Annotated in this window: 18 protein-coding genes; 3 read left to right on the forward strand and 15 right to left on the reverse strand. The window is 34.9% G+C overall.

Translation table 11 applies throughout. The features are described from left to right. Positions 1–11: 11 nt before the first annotated feature. The 12 genes from MKX29_RS04075 to MKX29_RS04130 all read right to left on the reverse strand — a co-directional run bounded on the left by MKX29_RS04075 (position 12) and on the right by MKX29_RS04130 (position 10,197). Positions 12–617, reverse strand: a complete 606-nt coding sequence (locus tag MKX29_RS04075) for an ABC-2 transporter permease (protein WP_341104141.1) — start codon at positions 615–617, stop codon at positions 12–14. Next, on the reverse strand, positions 610–1,479 hold the full coding sequence (locus tag MKX29_RS04080; RefSeq protein WP_289432966.1) for an ABC transporter ATP-binding protein: 870 nt from the start codon (positions 1,477–1,479) through the stop codon (positions 610–612). The genes MKX29_RS04075 and MKX29_RS04080 overlap by 8 nt, the downstream gene beginning before the upstream one ends. Further along, positions 1,479–1,856 (reverse strand): GntR family transcriptional regulator, encoded by a 378-nt coding sequence (locus tag MKX29_RS04085; protein WP_224934739.1) that lies wholly within the window; start codon positions 1,854–1,856, stop codon positions 1,479–1,481. The genes MKX29_RS04080 and MKX29_RS04085 overlap by 1 nt, the downstream gene beginning before the upstream one ends. A gap of 190 nt (positions 1,857–2,046) precedes the next feature. After that, positions 2,047–3,120, reverse strand: coding sequence for a helix-turn-helix domain-containing protein (locus MKX29_RS04090; protein ID WP_341104146.1), 1,074 nt, complete (start codon positions 3,118–3,120; stop codon positions 2,047–2,049). A gap of 160 nt (positions 3,121–3,280) precedes the next feature. Then, positions 3,281–4,075 carry a fumarylacetoacetate hydrolase family protein gene (locus MKX29_RS04095; RefSeq protein WP_289432963.1) on the reverse strand — a complete coding sequence of 265 codons (795 nt, stop codon included), beginning with the start codon at positions 4,073–4,075 and terminating at the stop codon, positions 3,281–3,283. A gap of 19 nt (positions 4,076–4,094) precedes the next feature. Next, positions 4,095–4,706 (reverse strand): L(+)-tartrate dehydratase subunit beta, encoded by a 612-nt coding sequence (gene ttdB / locus MKX29_RS04100; protein ID WP_224934735.1) that lies wholly within the window; start codon positions 4,704–4,706, stop codon positions 4,095–4,097. Further along, a complete protein-coding gene (ttdA, locus tag MKX29_RS04105) occupies positions 4,703–5,617 on the reverse strand; it encodes a L(+)-tartrate dehydratase subunit alpha (protein WP_224934733.1) in 915 nt (304 codons plus the stop codon). Before ttdA ends, ttdB begins: the two co-directional genes overlap by 4 nt. Positions 5,618–6,188: 571 nt before the next feature. After that, entirely contained in the window at positions 6,189–7,463 is a 1,275-nt protein-coding gene (locus MKX29_RS04110) for an SLC13 family permease (RefSeq protein WP_224934731.1), read from the reverse strand. 487 nt (positions 7,464–7,950) lie between these two features. Next, complete coding sequence (locus tag MKX29_RS04115; RefSeq protein WP_289432960.1) at positions 7,951–8,127, reverse strand: hypothetical protein; 177 nt, start codon at positions 8,125–8,127, stop codon at positions 7,951–7,953. A 453-nt stretch (positions 8,128–8,580) separates the two neighbouring features. Next, a complete protein-coding gene (locus tag MKX29_RS04120; protein WP_341104154.1) occupies positions 8,581–9,195 on the reverse strand; it encodes a DedA family protein in 615 nt (204 codons plus the stop codon). Between the two features lie 104 nt (positions 9,196–9,299). Beyond that, positions 9,300–9,779 carry a GNAT family N-acetyltransferase gene (locus MKX29_RS04125; protein ID WP_224935708.1) on the reverse strand — a complete coding sequence of 160 codons (480 nt, stop codon included), beginning with the start codon at positions 9,777–9,779 and terminating at the stop codon, positions 9,300–9,302. Beyond that, positions 9,772–10,197 carry a VOC family protein gene (locus tag MKX29_RS04130; RefSeq protein ID WP_224934721.1) on the reverse strand — a complete coding sequence of 142 codons (426 nt, stop codon included), beginning with the start codon at positions 10,195–10,197 and terminating at the stop codon, positions 9,772–9,774. The genes MKX29_RS04125 and MKX29_RS04130 overlap by 8 nt, the downstream gene beginning before the upstream one ends. A 137-nt stretch (positions 10,198–10,334) precedes the next feature. Between MKX29_RS04130 and MKX29_RS04135 the strand changes: the two genes are divergently transcribed. Together MKX29_RS04135 and MKX29_RS04140 are read left to right on the forward strand one after the other, a co-directional pair. After that, positions 10,335–11,177, forward strand: a complete 843-nt coding sequence (locus MKX29_RS04135) for a hypothetical protein (RefSeq protein ID WP_341104159.1) — start codon at positions 10,335–10,337, stop codon at positions 11,175–11,177. Between the two features lie 299 nt (positions 11,178–11,476). Next, a complete protein-coding gene (locus MKX29_RS04140) occupies positions 11,477–12,796 on the forward strand; it encodes an alkaline phosphatase (RefSeq protein WP_289432954.1) in 1,320 nt (439 codons plus the stop codon). Positions 12,797–12,836: 40 nt separating this feature from the next. Here MKX29_RS04140 and MKX29_RS04145 read toward each other — a convergent pair whose 3' ends face one another. Beyond that, positions 12,837–13,217 (reverse strand): SLAP domain-containing protein, encoded by a 381-nt coding sequence (locus tag MKX29_RS04145; protein ID WP_341104162.1) that lies wholly within the window; start codon positions 13,215–13,217, stop codon positions 12,837–12,839. A 418-nt stretch (positions 13,218–13,635) separates the two neighbouring features. Between MKX29_RS04145 and MKX29_RS04150 the strand changes: the two genes are divergently transcribed. Beyond that, complete coding sequence (locus MKX29_RS04150) at positions 13,636–14,328, forward strand: toxin regulator (RefSeq protein WP_341104164.1); 693 nt, start codon at positions 13,636–13,638, stop codon at positions 14,326–14,328. A gap of 410 nt (positions 14,329–14,738) precedes the next feature. On the opposite strand, the gene MKX29_RS04155 is transcribed toward MKX29_RS04150, so the two are convergent. Further along, positions 14,739–14,948, reverse strand: a complete 210-nt coding sequence (locus tag MKX29_RS04155; protein ID WP_095370390.1) for a hypothetical protein — start codon at positions 14,946–14,948, stop codon at positions 14,739–14,741. A gap of 262 nt (positions 14,949–15,210) precedes the next feature. Further along, a complete protein-coding gene (locus tag MKX29_RS04160) occupies positions 15,211–16,071 on the reverse strand; it encodes a helix-turn-helix domain-containing protein (protein ID WP_289432950.1) in 861 nt (286 codons plus the stop codon). Between the last annotated feature and the right edge of the window lie 329 nt (positions 16,072–16,400).

Here is a 16,400-nt window from a genome sequence, read left to right on the forward strand (position 1 = left end):
CCCATTATGAGTTAGAATACTTTACGACTATAAATAGTCAATGAGACCGCCCAAGAAATCAAATAAACGAAACTCACTAATACAGCGAGGAGCAGTATTTCACTAACATTTAATGAAACCATATACTCAAAAGTAGACATTAAAGTCCCAGCCATATTCAAGTCGAAAATCCTCGCTACTACCATAGTTACCCCAAATAACCCTAGTGTACCAATTAATAAATATTGACTCTTAAATTGATAAGAAAACGGAAATAGGAAAGAGATAGCCAACATTACAAGACCAAAAATAAGTAATGCCTCTTTCCAGCTTGTAAGCGTCGCATGAATTGAAATATTCCAAACAAATACTACCAGAACGACTAACGCGGTGTATATAAGTGTACCAAAATATTTTGAGCTTACGATTTCTTTTCTTGTATAAGGTAATGCATTGAGCATTTTGTTAATCTCCGGTTTTTCATCAATGGCAAATGCATTCATCGCCAAGGCAATACTGAAAATGAGCGCATTCCATATGCTAGAAGAATTTTGGGTTAAGAATAAGATAAAAATTGGTAGCAAGAAAATCATCGTGTTCTTTTGTAAGATAAAATCTTTTTTTAGCAAGTTAAACATACCTCTCTTCCCCCTTTTTCGTATAAAACATTAAATCTTCAATTGTTGGCTTCTCAGTGACGACTAAATCACCAAATACGTCATGTACTCTTCTTTTGTTCGCTGTTAATCCTTCAAAACCCGATGAGGATTTGCGAATGCCAATGAACTCTTTTTCCGTATCGCGATCTAATAACTCGATGCTACCCTTAACAATAGCGTAATCTTCTTCAATGCGATAAGCTTCTTTTGTGAAAATATGTTCACCATTATGAATGAAAGTAATATAATCTGCTATTCTATCTAAATCCGAAGTAATATGAGTAGAGAAAAAGATCGTCTTCGTCCCATCTTCCATAATTTCTTGTAAAATATCTAATAATTCTCGCCGAAAAACTGGGTCTAAGCCAGATGTCGGTTCATCCATGATAATCAGTTCAGCATGATGCGACAATGCAACTGTTAAAGACGTCTTCATTAACATGCCTTTGGAGAATGTCTTAATTTTTTTCTTTAAAGGTAGCTCAAATTTTCTTACATATTCATTAAACAATGCATCATCCCAATTACGATAAGCAGGGCGCAGAAGTTTGCGTAATTGAGCAAGAGTAATATGTTCATAGTAGACATTCTCATCAAAAACAAAGCCAATCCGTTGTTTGATTTCTTTTTCAAATTGTTTATATTCAAGTCCAAATACCTTCACGTCGCCTTTGTCCGGTTGCAGTAAATTCATCATCAAATTGATTGTTGTGGATTTCCCTACCCCATTTCCCCCGATAAACCCAGTAATAAACCCTTTTTTTACAGTTAGGTTCATGTCTGTTAATTGAAAACTCCCGAATGATTTATGGACACCTTTTAACTCAATTACATTCTCCATTAATTTTCCTCCCTGTATAGTAATGAAAGTAATTCGATTAATTCAGTAAGTGGAATGCCTATTTCCTTACTATTTTCCACGGCAGACAGTAATTGTTCTTCGATTACCTTCATTTTTCGTTCTTTCATCATTTCATTATTTTGTTCGGAAATGAAGGATCCTTTTCCAACTACAGAATAAATAAAGCCATTCTTTTCAAGCTCTTCATAAGCACGCTTTGTGGTAATGACACTGATGCCAAGATCCTTCGCTAACTGCCGCATAGAAGGCAAAGCCTGCCCTGCCCCAAGCTCGCCTTTCAGTATTTGCGTTTTCACTTGCCCACAAATTTGTTCATAAATCGGTTCTTTCGATTGATTAGAAATGATTATTTGCATCATTACCCCTCACCAACATATTGTATATATACTTTATATACAATATACACAAATAAATAAAAGTATGCAATACTTTTTATCAATACAAAAAAGGAAAAGCCTCCCCTACTTAATAGAGCGCTTTTCCTTTCAACAATACGACTATTCAATTACTTTTCCCAAATATTAAAGGCAACTTTCCAACTAACCATTAAAGAAGTTTTTCTTCTATTTTTGTTATCTTTTTGAGTGTAACATCAAGCTCTTTTCGTATTTCTTTTATTTTTTGATAATCTTCTTTATTCAATAATTCTTTTACTTCCTGTCTTTTACGCTGATAAAGAAGGTCAGATGATATTTCCGTTTCTTTCTTACCTCTTATTAATTCTTTAAACTCTTCTTCATCGAGATACCTTTTTTCCGTTAATAGACTTTGCGAATGCTTTTTTTCTGAAAGTTGTTTTCTGTACTCTGAGGGGGTTTTACCAAAGCTGTTCCTAAAGGCTGTATTAAAGGATTTCACTTCGGAAAATCCATAGGATAAAGCAATATCAGATATTTTTTCTTCCAAATTAGATAGGGCATATGTAGCTTCCCTAAGTCTTATTCTTGTCAGATACTCATAAAAGTTGATCCCAAGATTAAGCTTAACAATCTGGGAAACATAGCTCTTATTATATCCAAATACCTTGGAGAGCTCCTCTAGACTGATTTTACTTCTATAATTTTTATCAATATAGCGAATCATTTGATTCACTGCATCATTTTTTCTTTTATTACTTGCCATTTCTGTCGATGAAATCTCTTCTGGAGGAAAGTATTTGACTAAAGTTGCTGTAAGCTCATGAAGAAGACTTTCGCAGCACAATTTTTCTGTTGGTGAGTCTCCCCCCATAAATTGTATCATTTCCACAGCAAGCCTTCTTATTTTTTTAAAAGGTTCAGCATGTCGGTTTTTAGAACTTGCTATGCATCTAAACTCAAGTAAATGGTAATCACTAAAATAGGAACTAAAATAAATTGGATGGAGATGAATAACCATTGCAATAGAATTCTGTTTTCTAGCAAGTGTTGCGTGCCCTACGTTACTATTTATAATCATCATGTTATTTTCTTCCAATATATTATTCCTACCATTAATGCTCACTTCAATCTCTCCCTGAAGTACAATTAACAGTTCCATGGCATCGTGCCAATTGTAATGATAGGATCCAATATAGTATACATATTGCTTTACATCGATATCTCTTTTGTGATTTTCCAAAGTATAAAACATTCGACCCATTTAATTACCAACTCACTTTTGTATAAATTTATCATCTAAATATAATTCAAATTATACCAAACATAGTAATTATCGTTTTAACCTTGTTTTTGACTCACAAAAAAAGCAATGCTTTTCATAGCATCGCCCTTGTTATAGATTCTTATCTCTTAGTTTCTATTTATTTTACATAATTGGTGAGTTTTCCAATATTGTCCACCTCAACGACTACAGTGTCTCCCGAATTCATTGAACAACTCCCGGAAGGTGAACCAGTAGCTAGAACATCGCCTGGCTCGAGTGTCATTACCTGTGATATCCAACTAATAAGAAAAGGAATGGAAAGTGACATCTGATTCGTATTTCCTTCTTGGACAACTTCCCCATTTAATGAGGTAACAATCTTTAGGTTAGTTGGATCTATACCTTTTACAATACAAGGACCCAATGGCCCAAAAGTATCAAAACCTTTGCCCCTTGTAAACTGAGGATCTGATTTAGTCAGGTCCCTTGCTGTTACATCATTAAATATAGTGCAGCCAAAAACATAATCTAACGCCTCTTCTTCTTTTACATCTTTCGCACGTTTTCCAATTATGAGTGCTACTTCTCCCTCTAGTTCTACCTGTTTTGTCAAATTAGTTGGTGGAAGAATGATGTCACCTTGATCCGGGATTAGTGAAGAAGTCGGTTTTAAAAAGAGAAAAGGTTCACATAGATTTGCCGTGCCCCCAGTTTCTTTTGCGTGATCTGCATATGTCCAACCAAAATTAACGATTTTCGAGGGGCTTACTGGCTCCAAAATCTTTACATCACTATATTTTACTCTTACTCCGTCATATTTTAAATCGTTGTTAACAACTTCAATGAAATCACCAGACAGTTGAATAATCTCGTTATCTTCGACAATTCCGTAATAAACCTTACCCTGGTTCAGATAGCGAACTATAGTTTGTGCCTTTAGTAATGTCTTCATTTCACAAGAACTCCTTCACTTAGTTGATAAATCCAACCTGCTTGCTAATGAGTTCATATTGTTCTTCTTTCTTCTTATTGAACTCTACCTTATTTTGCTCAAACACATTGCTTCCTTCTGTATCAATTGAAACAATAAGAGGACCAAATTCTTTTACTTCACATACCCAAAGTGATTCGGGCATACCAAGGTCTTTCCAGTGGACTTCTTTAATACGTTCAACCTTTGTTGCTGCTAATACTGCATTACCGGCTGGAAATACAACATGAAGTGCTTTATGCTCCCTGCACCCCTCTTCCGTATTCTTCCCCATACCACCTTTTCCTACAATAACTTTCACACCTGTTTCTGCAATGAATTCTTTTTCAAATTTCTCCATTCTCATGCTCGTTGTCGGACCTACAGAAACAATCTCATAGTTTTCATTTCCATTATCTCTAACAATTGGACCAGCGTGGAAAATTGCATTCCCTTTAAGATCTACAGGTAGCGGAACTCCTTTTTCAATCAATCTTCTGTGGGCAACATCCCTACAGGTAACTAGTGTACCAGTTAGGTAAATAAGGTCCCCTGTTCTTATATCTTTAAGATCTTCGTCTTTTATTGGTGTGGTTAATACTTTCTTTCTCATAATGTTACCCCCTCGTGCGTACCAATTTCGTAGTTTAAGTTTGCGTCAAATGTAATTTTGCCTCTTCTGTGAGACCAGCAACCTGTGTTAATTGCCACTCCAATAGTCGATGGGTGTCGTGCTGTATTTACAACATTTACACCCATTAGGGACTTAGAACCTTTTAACCCTTGAGGTCCAAGACCAATTGCATTTATTCCATCTTCAAGAAGTTTTTCCATTTTAGCAGCATTTTCGTTAGTATTTTTACTTCCGACAGGTCTCATAAGTGCTTTTTTAGAGTTCATTGCTGCTGTTTCAACAGATGTTCCAATTCCGACACCTACTAGAAGTGGGGGACAAGCGTTAAGTCCATACGTTGTCATTCGATCAAGTACAAACTTTACGACACCTTCATATCCTTCACCAGGCATAAGAACTGTAGCAGTTCCAGGAAGAGTACAACCGCCCCCAGCCATATAGGTATAGATCTCCACTTTGTCACTATCTTCTTCAATTTCCCAGAAGATACTTGGTGAACCATTCCCAATATTTTCACCTGTATTATATTCATCAAATGTCTCTACAGAATTATGACGCAATGGCGTTTCTTTTGTTGACTTATATACACTCTGTTTTAAAATGTTATCTAGTTGACCAATTAATGGAAAATTATCTCCACACTTTACAAAATACTGTAGAACTCCTGTATCCTGACAGGATGGCCTCTTTAATTCACTAGCTAGCTTTTGATTTTCTTCCATAGTTTCATAGATTATTTTTGCAAGGGGATTTGTCTCCTCAGCACTTAGTTCTTTTAGTTTAGTTTCTACATCTTTTGGAAGCTTATAACTAACGAGAGTAATAAACTTTGAGATAATGTCTGTCATTTTTTCTACTTCCTGCTTCTTATTCATTTGCACCTTTTCCATAGTAACTCTCCTTTTTCTACTTTATTTTACATTTCAATAAAAATAATTCTTATCATGTCGAGATAACCTCGAATATTTCTAAAACTTAACTCAGGGATAATGAGCTTTTGGAAATAAAGCTCTAAATATTACCTCATATAGAATTTCACCTAGTGTATGTTTCTTACAAACATATTAAACTTTCAAAAATGTAAGCGCTATTCGATTATTTTAAGGTTGTGATTTTATATTTTATAGTTATCTTAGACCCTCAACCGTTTATTGATTTGAAACATATAAAAAATAACCATCTCATTAATTTTTTTAAAGCTTTTTATAAAGGGAATCATGTGTATACAATCTAATTTTTCATCTTTTAAAAGAGCCTTTCGGTTCTAAATTAATACCTTGGTAAATACTTTGGAGTTTTTTCAAAAAATTTTTTAATGATTATTGAATGAGCTAAGATCTTCTAGAATCATCCTTACTCATCCGAACCGATTTACAGATGTTTTTCATTGCACTCTCTCTGTTTGTTTAAAACTAAGAGAGATTTTCTTTTATTTGCGTTCATAGTAACTCTCGTTTTCTATTATGGATAGAATGGAAATAGAATTGGTAACAAAATCATTCCTACAACTATTGAGATAAGAAGCAAGGGTGCACCTGCTCTCACATAATCTTTAAATGCATACCCTCCTAAGCTGTACACCATTGTATTTGCAGGCATTCCAATAGGGGTTAAGTAAGCACAAGATCCTCCAATTACTGTTGCCATTAGAACCGCTTTAGGGTCTGCCCCCATTACATTGGCAATCGAAAGACCTATCGGAACTAAAAGTGCTGTAGTTGCAGTATTGGACATGAAATTTGTCATGATTGCAGATATCATAAATACAACAAATAACAAAACATAAGGTGAAGGATTTTCTCCTATACTGCCAATAATAGTACTGGCCAATAAGTCCCCCGCACCCGATTTCACCATTGACTGTGCAAGTGCAAGTGACCCAACAAATAGCAAGATTGTATTCATATCGATAGATCTCATTGCGTTTTTTTCAGAAATAACCTTTGTAGCAACTAATACCAATGCCCCTACCCAGGCAGAAATATATAATTTCACACCAATTAGATCTTCAAATATCATTGCCAATATTGTTAGAACAAGGACAATTAATGCGACATTCTGCTTCCATTTTGGCACCTTCGAGTAATCAGTATCTTGATTATATACATTGTCTGAATCTAGTGGGTCATCCTTTCTATCTGGAAGAAGCTTATAACCAAATAGCCCAAAATAGATAATCCCAATAATAAGCATCGGTAAACCAACTTTTGCATATTCAAAGAATCCAAACTCCAACCCCATATCCTGGAGTGCTGACTGAGCTATCATGTTACCTGGAGCCCCAATTAAACTAAGATTCCCTCCCATTGCTGAAGCCATAACCAATGGCAAAAGTAGTTTAGATCGTGCAAAACCAGACTTTGCAGATATACCAATTAGAACTGGTATAAGAACTGCGGCGGTTCCTGTATTAGAAAGAACTCCAGACATTAAACCTGTAATAATCATCACAGCAACTATTAACTGTCTTTCTGTTTTAGCAAACTTAGTAATAACACCCCCAACTTTCTGAGCCATACCAGTATCAAAAAATGCAGCACCCACAATAAACATCGCCATAAAGAGAAGTACGTTACCATCTACAAAACCGGAAAAAGCTTCTGATGCGTCCAGAACCCCTGTAATTGTAAGCCCCACTGCAACAATCATAGCTGTAATCGAAAGCGGGATTTTCTCCCAGGCAAACATAATAACAGCAAAAATTAAAAATAATAGTGTAATAATTTCTGGACTCATATTAATACCCCCATCAGATAATACAACAGTTAGTGAAAACGCTTTACACACAGAATACTAAATTATTCAAAAAATTAACGCTATTCATTTTTTTGAAAGCGTTTTAATTTTTTTCTGTTTATTTATTTACTTTAAATCTTGATTAACCTGAAATATATAAAAAATCCCCCCTTTTCAAATAACCACAAATAGCTATTTTTAAAGGAGGGAAGCATTAATATTTTTCTTAAATTGTATTTTTTATTTAAATTTCATTTAAATAATTTACTAGGAAGAGATTTTATATTATAAGTTCAAAAATATTTTTAATATAAAATCTAGAATAACGCAACAACAATGGCGATCTTAAACTGCCTTCTCTATTGCTCGGAAGTTCTTTCTTTCGAAGGGTGATAATTATAGAATTAAGTAACAAAATTTTTCGCTACTTGCCGATTACATTGGGGATATGAAAAGAAGACCTCTCATTATAAGAGGTCCACAACGTCTATTGGTAGTTTGTTTTAAAATTGAGCATTCGGAGACTGCCGAAAAATACAGCACTACTAATCATTAGAATAATAAATGGAATACCACCTTCTCCATTAGTAGATAATAGGTAAAATGTATATATAAATAAGGAAATCAAAAAAAGCAAAAGTAAAATAATCCAAGACTTTCTCATTGTAATCCCCCCTAAAGTAGTTATTATTTTATATAATTCACCATTTGAAAGGTTATCATTCACTCTGAGTAAATGTTCTTTTTGGAAATCATTTGTTTCCCTCAAAGTGAACATTGATTGGGAAGGAGAGCTTCGTTATATCATACTGTCAGACGAACGTGGAGAGTATAAGCTTACGATTAAATATAAGGGGAACCCAGAAGAATTAAAGAATGTTTTAGATTATAGCTTTAGCTTCGAGACAAGTTAGTTTGCTGGTGGAGGAACGAGAGCTTTCGATGAAAATGAAGATATACCTAATCCGCGGGTATTTAGAGATAGTGGTAGTTTAGACAACAGCTTGCATTTACAAAAGGATGAACAGATTGATGTAACGGTCAAGTGGGGAGCAAACAGAGGCTTTCACCTTAACAACTAATAAAGAGTAAGGTTGTTCCCCTTCTCGTAACAACCTTACTTTTTATGAAAAACTCTCTTTTTTAAAAAAATCATCACTATAACAATAAACACAAGAGCAATGGCGCCATAGACAATATAGGAATACATATCCATATAACCGACCACGGACTCCCATGATTCTCCTACCGCAGCACCAATAAGGACGAGGACGATATTCCAAATCAAGGTCCCAGCCGTTGTCAAAATAAGAAAAACAAGAAAATTCATATGCGCCATCCCTGCCGGTAAAGATATTAAACTCCTAATTAAAGGGATAAAACGACAAAAGAAAACGGTCCACTTTCCGTATGTTGAAAACCAACCGTTTGCTTTATGAATATCTTTTTTGGTTAATCTTAAAATATGTCCCCAACGTTCTACAATTCGCTCCACTTTTCTGATGTCAATCAGTAAGCCTACACCATAAAGAACCACTGCGCCACCTACTGACCCTAAGGTCGATGCTATGACAACGCCAGCTACACTTAAATTCGTAGTAGTCGTCATAAATCCACCAAAAGTTAAGATCACTTCAGATGGAATGGGCGGAAAGATATTTTCCAACATAATCAACAAAAAAATCCCAACATAACCAAACTGCTCCATCACACTTGTAATCCAGTTCTCCATCTGCCTTTCACCTACTACTCTATGATTCTATTACCATACCCTTTCTTTGGTGAAATATCCAATGAGTTGGAGCAATCTGATAAAATATTGCATAAAAAAGGGTGCTATATAAGCATTTTATATAATAACCACTCATCTCGGATAGGAATACCATTACTTGCCACAAATGGTATGGAAGGTTTTTCAGTTCGCGCTTTCTCTACTGCGTTTGGATAAAGTGCTTTTAATACATAACCGCGTTTTTGATAAAAAGATAATGCATGTAGATTATCATTGGTTGTGATGAGTTGAACCGCCTTTGCCCCCAAGTCTTTTGCCTTTTCTTCAATAACACACATCAAACTTGAACCTATCCCCTGCCCTTCATAGACACTGTCTAACGAAATGACTTCACATATATCTTCATTATGCCTAATGTAAGTCACTAGGCCAACAATCTCACCTTTAGTACCCTTATATACATAGCCATCCAGCTCATCACAATGATAGACGCCAGAGGAGAGAACCATCTCTGTCGTGCCCCAATGTTTCGAAAAAAAATCACTCACTTTTTCTCTATTATCCTCGTCTATCATCTCAATCATAGATAACATCCGTTCTCCTTTGTTTAAACGCTGGACTTAACTCACTCCAAACATCAAATTGATTGCCATTACAATCGTAGAAAATAAAGTTCTTGCCCGTATGACCACGATCTTCCATTGCTTCTACCAACACATCTTCCTTTATAAAAAGTGCATGCAATCTTTCCAGCTCAGCTAACCCGTCCACTTCAAAAGTAACAGAAAAATGTTCTCTGCCTTCTATGTCAACAAATTGGGAACGCTCTCCACCTTCTGCTTTTACTAAAAAGATACTTTGATTCGCTAAATCTAGAATAGCTTTATGTTGATCCTTATAATTAACAGTTGCACCCAGATGTTTCTGATACCACTTTGCGGATTGTTCCACATCTATTACAGGTAGATAAGTCGTTCCTATTCTTACTAGACGTTCCTTCATTTCTTTATCAGCTCCTTATTGCTAAAATATTCGCCTTTGCTCTTAGATTTCCTTTCACTTAATGAAAATGGAAGGATTCTAACAGTTGAGAAGCGAACACTTTATTAGCATTAAAACTAATAAGGAGGCAGCATCATTTGAGAATCGTTGATACAGTTGGAGATTTTGTGAGCCATTATCAGCCAACATCCGAATACTTAGAACAGTACTATCATCAATTTCAAGCAGACTATGATGTTTATTTTGCCCATCATTGTTTACATATTGAAACAAAAAAACGAGCTGCATTGAAGAAACACTCACCTAAGCTACCAGAACTTTTACCGATGAGAGACTTATTTCTTGAACACATACCAAAAATACTTCAACGATATGAAGAGATGTTTGATGTGAAATATACTAAAACAGTACGCTTGCTCGTCGGCTTATACGGTAGCAATGCCTTTGTGTATCAGCAATATCATCCTGATGTAGCCTTTTGTCTAGAAAAACTTCCCTATAACGAAACCTATATTAAACTTATTATTGCCCATGAGTTTGGACATGTCATGCATTATTTATATAATGACATCTATTCGCAAGATTGGCATCTTGTCAATTGGACTCATCCCTATACATGGCTCTTACAAGAAGGCATCGCAACGACCCTTTCCACGCTATTAGTAGAAGCACGCTTAGACGAACATTTCGCCTTTGAAGAAGACAGAGAGTGGCTTGACTTCGCTCAAAAAAATGAAAGTTTGATCGCGAAACAGTTTCTTTGTGATATGAAGACCATTAACGATAGTCATACAATTTATAAAGAATGGTTCTCTATTAATGGAGGGAAAAACTTCAAGCAAACCCGCTTAGGCTATTACCTTGGCTATCAAATCGTTAACGCATTATTAACACAGTATGATATAAAAGAAACATTCACCATTTGGAAAGAAGATGACTTTTTTTCTATAATGGAACAACAGCTTACAAATATGACATGACAGACATCGCGATTTGTAGTAGTCCCCCTTCTACTAATCGCGATAAGCAATCATGTGTGTAAAAGCCCTTTACACCCCCTTCACGCAACTTTTACATAAATTAGAACAAAAGTGCGATTGCCACAACAAGTTCAGCAAGCATTCTTTTCTTTCATTCGTAAAAACCCTTCTAAATCACTCCTTTCTGCCACTAATTACCCATTTTTTCTTCTTTACTCTTTTTTCACCCTCTCTTTATCAAGCGTTAAAAATTCCACCTTATAGTTATCTTGTACAAACCATTTTAGGGGGGAAGAAACATGTTGAAAAAGACTTGGAAAAAGAAACTATTGTCACTCGCACTTGTATCTACCATTGCTATCGGGGGCATCTCTACCGTACTACCTGAGCAAGAAGTAGAAGCGAAAGGGAAGCCAAAGGGGAAAGATAAAGCACAAAATGTCATTTTCCTTATTCCTGACGGTTTTTCCGCAGCCTATGCAACAAACTATCGTTGGTATAAAGGTGAGGATACCGTTCTTGACTCGATGAACATAGCGATGCAACGTACATACTCAGCGAACTCCAATATTACAGATTCAGCAGCTGCCGGAACAGCGATGGCAACTGGCGTAAAGACCAATAATGGTATGATAAGCACCGATCCGACTGGTAAAGAACTAAAAACGATTTTGGAAGAAACAGAAAGAAAAGGGAAATCATCTGGGCTAGTTGCCACTTCAACGATTACCCATGCGACTCCAGCAGCCTTCGCTTCACATGTCGCTTCTCGTGCAGATGAAGCAGATATTGCTCCTCAATTACTCGACAATGATGTGGATGTCATCTTAGGTGGAGGACAAAAATACTTTACTGACGAATTAATGGATGAAGCAAAAGACGACGGATACCAATTAGTTACAAATAAAAGAGAATTGGATCGTGTGAAGAAAACGAATAAAGTGCTTGGTTTATTTGCCGAAGAAGGAATGGCACCGGAACTTGATCGCGAAGACACACAACAGCCTAGTCTAGCAGACATGACGGAAACGGCTATCGATACATTGAAAAAGAATAAAAACGGCTTCTTCTTAATGGTGGAAGGAAGTCAAATTGACTGGGCAGGGCATGCGAATGATGCAGCATGGGCAATGAAAGACAGCGAAGCTTTCGAAGAAGCTGTCATTGAAGCAATGGATTTCGCTAAGAAAGATGGCAATACGCTTGTTGTTGTAGCTGGAGATCATGATACAGGCGGAATGTCTGTTGGCGGTTACGGAAATGGTAGTGCTAATGTGGAAATGCTACGAGATGTGACGGCTACAGGTGACTATATGGCATCCAAACTTAATAAGAAACGGACAAACGCTAAGAAGGTGCTAAAAGAATATGCAGCGATTGATTTAACGAAAGCTGAAGTCAAAGCAATCAAAAATGCTGATAATCCAGCTTCATCCATCAATCAAATCATTTCAGAAAGGGCATCTATCGGTTGGACAAGTACCGGCCATACAGGAATTGATATCCCCGTTTACACTTATGGCCCAGGATCAGAACTGTTTACTGGCACAATGGAAAATACAGATTTACCAGTAAACATGGCAAAAGCCATGAAAATGAACTTTAAGCCTGGAAAATAAAAATGAAACAAGCCATCTCCAATCAGTTGGAGATGGCTTGTTAATCTACTAAAACTAACCTTCCCACGCCTCTTTCTAGTACATCCCCCGCACCCGGAAATATAAACGTCCATGGCATTGACGTATTTGGCTCAACAAGTATTTGATTCGTTGTAAAAATATGTTGAGCAAGTGAGGTTCCATCCTCGGCTAAATAAGACACAGCAGTATGCTCTAAAACAAAGGCTTCTTTCGTTGTATTTTGAATCAGTACCGAAATCAATAAGTCCTCTCGGTGATTTTTTGCTTGCCAAATAGAGGTAAAAACAATCATTCCCTTATGTAGATGAGGAACAGATTGACTATAAATCCCCTCAATCTCTTTACGGTCCTTTTCCGATAAGGTAGAGGCCCATTTTTCTTGAAAAACTAATGAATGCATAGCTTCATCCCTTTCCTAATTAACTTAATATTAGACATTTAACTGGTAGAAGTAAAATGAAATAAAATTACCTTAATTAAGAAGGACAAGCTTTAACGAACGGTTCGAATAGTAAGGACATTAAGAAGTATCATTATATTGTTACTAGGATTGCATAAGCAGGTTAGCTGAAGAACATAAAAGTACTAACGCCCCTTCTCTTTTTATTCTCCAGTCTGATGTGATTTTTTTGTACAACTTTACGATTATTTACACAAAACAACGTGATGGATAGGTCTTTTTTTCATCAAATAAATGGAATTTATATAGTCAAAATGAATAATATAGTACAAAACATATAAGGAAAAACACCCACTATTTTATGTATGAAAGTTCATGAGAGGGATGGTGTTTTTATTTTGGGGAGAGGAAGATCTTTATGTCATTTATTAAAAAAAGATGGAAATACATTGTAGTAGCACTTATTGCATTATTTATTGGAGGTCTATCTGGTCCTACACAAGCTGAAGTAGATGATGCCAAATCTAAGGCATCCGGTTTTGAAAAAGACATAGCTGACTTACGAAAAGAAAATGAAGAATTAGTAAAACAAAATAAGGATTTGCAAAAAGAAATAGATGACTTGGCCCCTTATATCGAGCTAGCTGAAGCTGATGCTAAAGCAAAAGCTGAAGAATTAAAGAAAAAAGAAGCTGAAGAGAAAGCCAAGAAAGAAGCTGAAGAAAAGAAAAAAGCTGAAGAAGCTAAAAAGAAAGAAGAACAAGCTAAAAAAGAAGCTGAAGAGAAAGAAAAGAAGGGTTATGACACCGGGATCACATATGACCAGTTAGCCCGCACACCTGATGACTACCTTTTAGAAAAAGTAAAATTCAAAGGAAAAGTAGTTCAAGTAATGGAAGGTGGAGAGTCCACCCAGTTAAGAATTGCTATTAATGATAATATTGATACAGTCATCTATGCTGAGTACGATCCATCTATTGTTGATTCACGAGTTCTTGAAAATGATGTTATTACTATTATGGGTACTTCCGCTGGTCTTATCACATATGAATCAACATTGGGTGGTCAAATTTCAATACCTGGAGTTATTATTGATAAGATTGAAAATTAATAAAAACCAGCTTCACCTTTATCCATGGTAAAAAATTTATTCCACGAGAATTTAATAGAAACGATATTATAAAACATTTTAAATACTATAATCTATTTTATCCCCTTTTCAAAGGGGATTTTTTCATGATTTCAACAGGAGGCAATATTACTTTTATTAAAAAGAGAACGTTTACAATGATACAAAGCAAAAGCAGTGATTGGAGATCTAATAGTAGTTAATCTGGAACCTTAGGAAAGTTTGGTTATATAATTACTAATAGGAGTTTAGGTAATTTCTATATTGGTAAAAAACTAAATCCTTTATACGTTGGAGGAGCTGTGGCTTCACAAGGCAGGAAAAAAAGGGAACCACACAAGATTTGTGTGGTTCTTCAATGAAGACAGATTCATTTGACTAGCTACCGAACATCAATTCACTTTTCTATGTTGCTGATTTAACTTCTGGATAATCGTCTGATAAAACTCCACTTTTTCCTTCTGCAACAAAAACATCTGATGATTAGGGTTCTCCTCTTGCATTGGTCGTAAATCATCAAACAACGTTTTATGAACATTTACAACATCCTTAAGAATATCAATAACGGCATCTAATTCCTTTTCATTCAATCTCTGTGACATAACGAGTCCATCTTTCTATATTTGAATTGAGTTTCTTATTTGAATCAATAGCCAATATTGGTAACACATAGACTAACTTTTTTCTGTTAATTATCGTTCAAATCTCAATTGGCTATACCATTCATCAAAATAACAAAGTAATTAGCAACAGGTCTCTTATAAAATATAGATTTAAGAATAATCCTCCTTCCCACTTTATTCTCTTAAATTAATATTAATGGATAGAATAGAGACCAATAATCACATGTCATATTTGAAAATTTCATTTTGATAAGCAATTTTCCAAATATTCTTCATGATTAATTGCTAATTCTACAGATCCTAAATCATACATAATTTGTATAGCTTTTTTACAATGGTCTGTCCCTATATCGACTTTATTAGTTTTTATATCAAAAACTCCTCTAATGAATAATAACTTAGTTTTTTCATAGAATAAATCTTTATTCTTTAAGAAATCTTCTAAGGTCTTTATAAAATAGAGTGAGTCTGTATACCTTTCACCTTCAATACAATATATCAGTGCATTTAACAATATTCGTATAACTTCTTGTCTATTTACTCTCAAGTTCATATACATTTTAGTTTTCTTTAGAATCTCTTTTGATAAAATAATCATAGAATCCATAGTCAATAAATTCATCGAATTTCCAAATAATACAATTTCGAAATATCCCCATGTATCAATAGAAAGTAAATAATCACTGATATAGGTTCTATCTTCCTGTGAAACACCCTTTGAAGAGTCTAGAGTATGTATAATTGCTCCAATCATAATTGAATTTAATTTATGAGCAGGACTTTTTGTTTGTTTAAATAAATCTAGTTCCTTATTTTTATATTTTTCTAGAAGAATTATATTGTTACTTTCATATGCATCTTTTATATCATCTAATAAAATCTCTTGATCAAGTAACTTATAATCGTTTGCAATAAAAGTAAACTCTTCTATAGTAACATTGATATTATTTAAAAGTGCGTAGAATTTTGATAGAGAAATATCCGATTCATCTCTTTCGAATTTAGATAAAAAAGATATGCTTATATCTCCCTGGGCTATATCTTTCAATGAAAGGTTTTTAGCTACACGCATTGATCTAAAAACATGTCCTAATTTTTTCATACAGACCCTCCAATTTTCATATATGACAAAAAACAGGCATTATTACATATTTTATTCTATCATTTATTAGGAATAAAATCATATGAAGGTGGTGTGATATATGTTAAGAATAATGAAGAATCTTTTAGTAAGTAGCTTAGGAATCACTATCATCATTGGTGCCCAATCAATCACAACAGTATTATAACTCGAGTTAATCCCCCTTTCCATACGGAAAGGGTTTTCTATTACGTTCCTAGAAAATTTTTCATAAATTATAGTCAATATTTATGACATTTAATATTTATATAATCATAAACAAAAATTATAGTTCTTTAGAATCACTACTT

It is taken from the genome of Cytobacillus sp. FSL R7-0696 (assembly GCF_038006865.1).
Lineage (GTDB): Bacteria > Bacillota > Bacilli > Bacillales > Cytobacillaceae > Cytobacillus > Cytobacillus kochii.

Bases quoted from the DNA above. Each gene is read 5' to 3' on its own strand.
- MKX29_RS04155 (WP_095370390.1), bottom strand. From the start codon at position 14,948: ATGTCACAGAGATTGAATGAAAAGGAATTAGATGCCGTTATTGATATT.
- MKX29_RS04095 (WP_289432963.1), bottom strand. From the start codon at position 4,075: ATGAAGACATTACTAAAGGCACAAACTATAGTTCGCTATCTGAACCAG.
- MKX29_RS04085 (WP_224934739.1), bottom strand. From the start codon at position 1,856: ATGCAAATAATCATTTCTAATCAATCGAAAGAACCGATTTATGAACAA.
- MKX29_RS04080 (WP_289432966.1), bottom strand. From the start codon at position 1,479: ATGGAGAATGTAATTGAGTTAAAAGGTGTCCATAAATCATTCGGGAGT.
- MKX29_RS04110 (WP_224934731.1), bottom strand. From the start codon at position 7,463: ATGAGTCCAGAAATTATTACACTATTATTTTTAATTTTTGCTGTTATT.
- MKX29_RS04140 (WP_289432954.1), top strand. From the start codon at position 11,477: ATGTTGAAAAAGACTTGGAAAAAGAAACTATTGTCACTCGCACTTGTA.
- ttdB (WP_224934735.1), bottom strand. From the start codon at position 4,706: ATGAGAAAGAAAGTATTAACCACACCAATAAAAGACGAAGATCTTAAA.
- MKX29_RS04150 (WP_341104164.1), top strand. From the start codon at position 13,636: ATGTCATTTATTAAAAAAAGATGGAAATACATTGTAGTAGCACTTATT.
- ttdA (WP_224934733.1), bottom strand. From the start codon at position 5,617: ATGGAAAAGGTGCAAATGAATAAGAAGCAGGAAGTAGAAAAAATGACA.
- MKX29_RS04125 (WP_224935708.1), bottom strand. From the start codon at position 9,779: ATGATTGAGATGATAGACGAGGATAATAGAGAAAAAGTGAGTGATTTT.
- MKX29_RS04130 (WP_224934721.1), bottom strand. From the start codon at position 10,197: ATGAAGGAACGTCTAGTAAGAATAGGAACGACTTATCTACCTGTAATA.
- MKX29_RS04115 (WP_289432960.1), bottom strand. From the start codon at position 8,127: ATGAGAAAGTCTTGGATTATTTTACTTTTGCTTTTTTTGATTTCCTTA.
- MKX29_RS04075 (WP_341104141.1), bottom strand. From the start codon at position 617: ATGTTTAACTTGCTAAAAAAAGATTTTATCTTACAAAAGAACACGATG.
- MKX29_RS04120 (WP_341104154.1), bottom strand. From the start codon at position 9,195: ATGGAGAACTGGATTACAAGTGTGATGGAGCAGTTTGGTTATGTTGGG.
- MKX29_RS04160 (WP_289432950.1), bottom strand. From the start codon at position 16,071: ATGAAAAAATTAGGACATGTTTTTAGATCAATGCGTGTAGCTAAAAAC.
- MKX29_RS04090 (WP_341104146.1), bottom strand. From the start codon at position 3,120: ATGGGTCGAATGTTTTATACTTTGGAAAATCACAAAAGAGATATCGAT.
- MKX29_RS04145 (WP_341104162.1), bottom strand. From the start codon at position 13,217: ATGCATTCATTAGTTTTTCAAGAAAAATGGGCCTCTACCTTATCGGAA.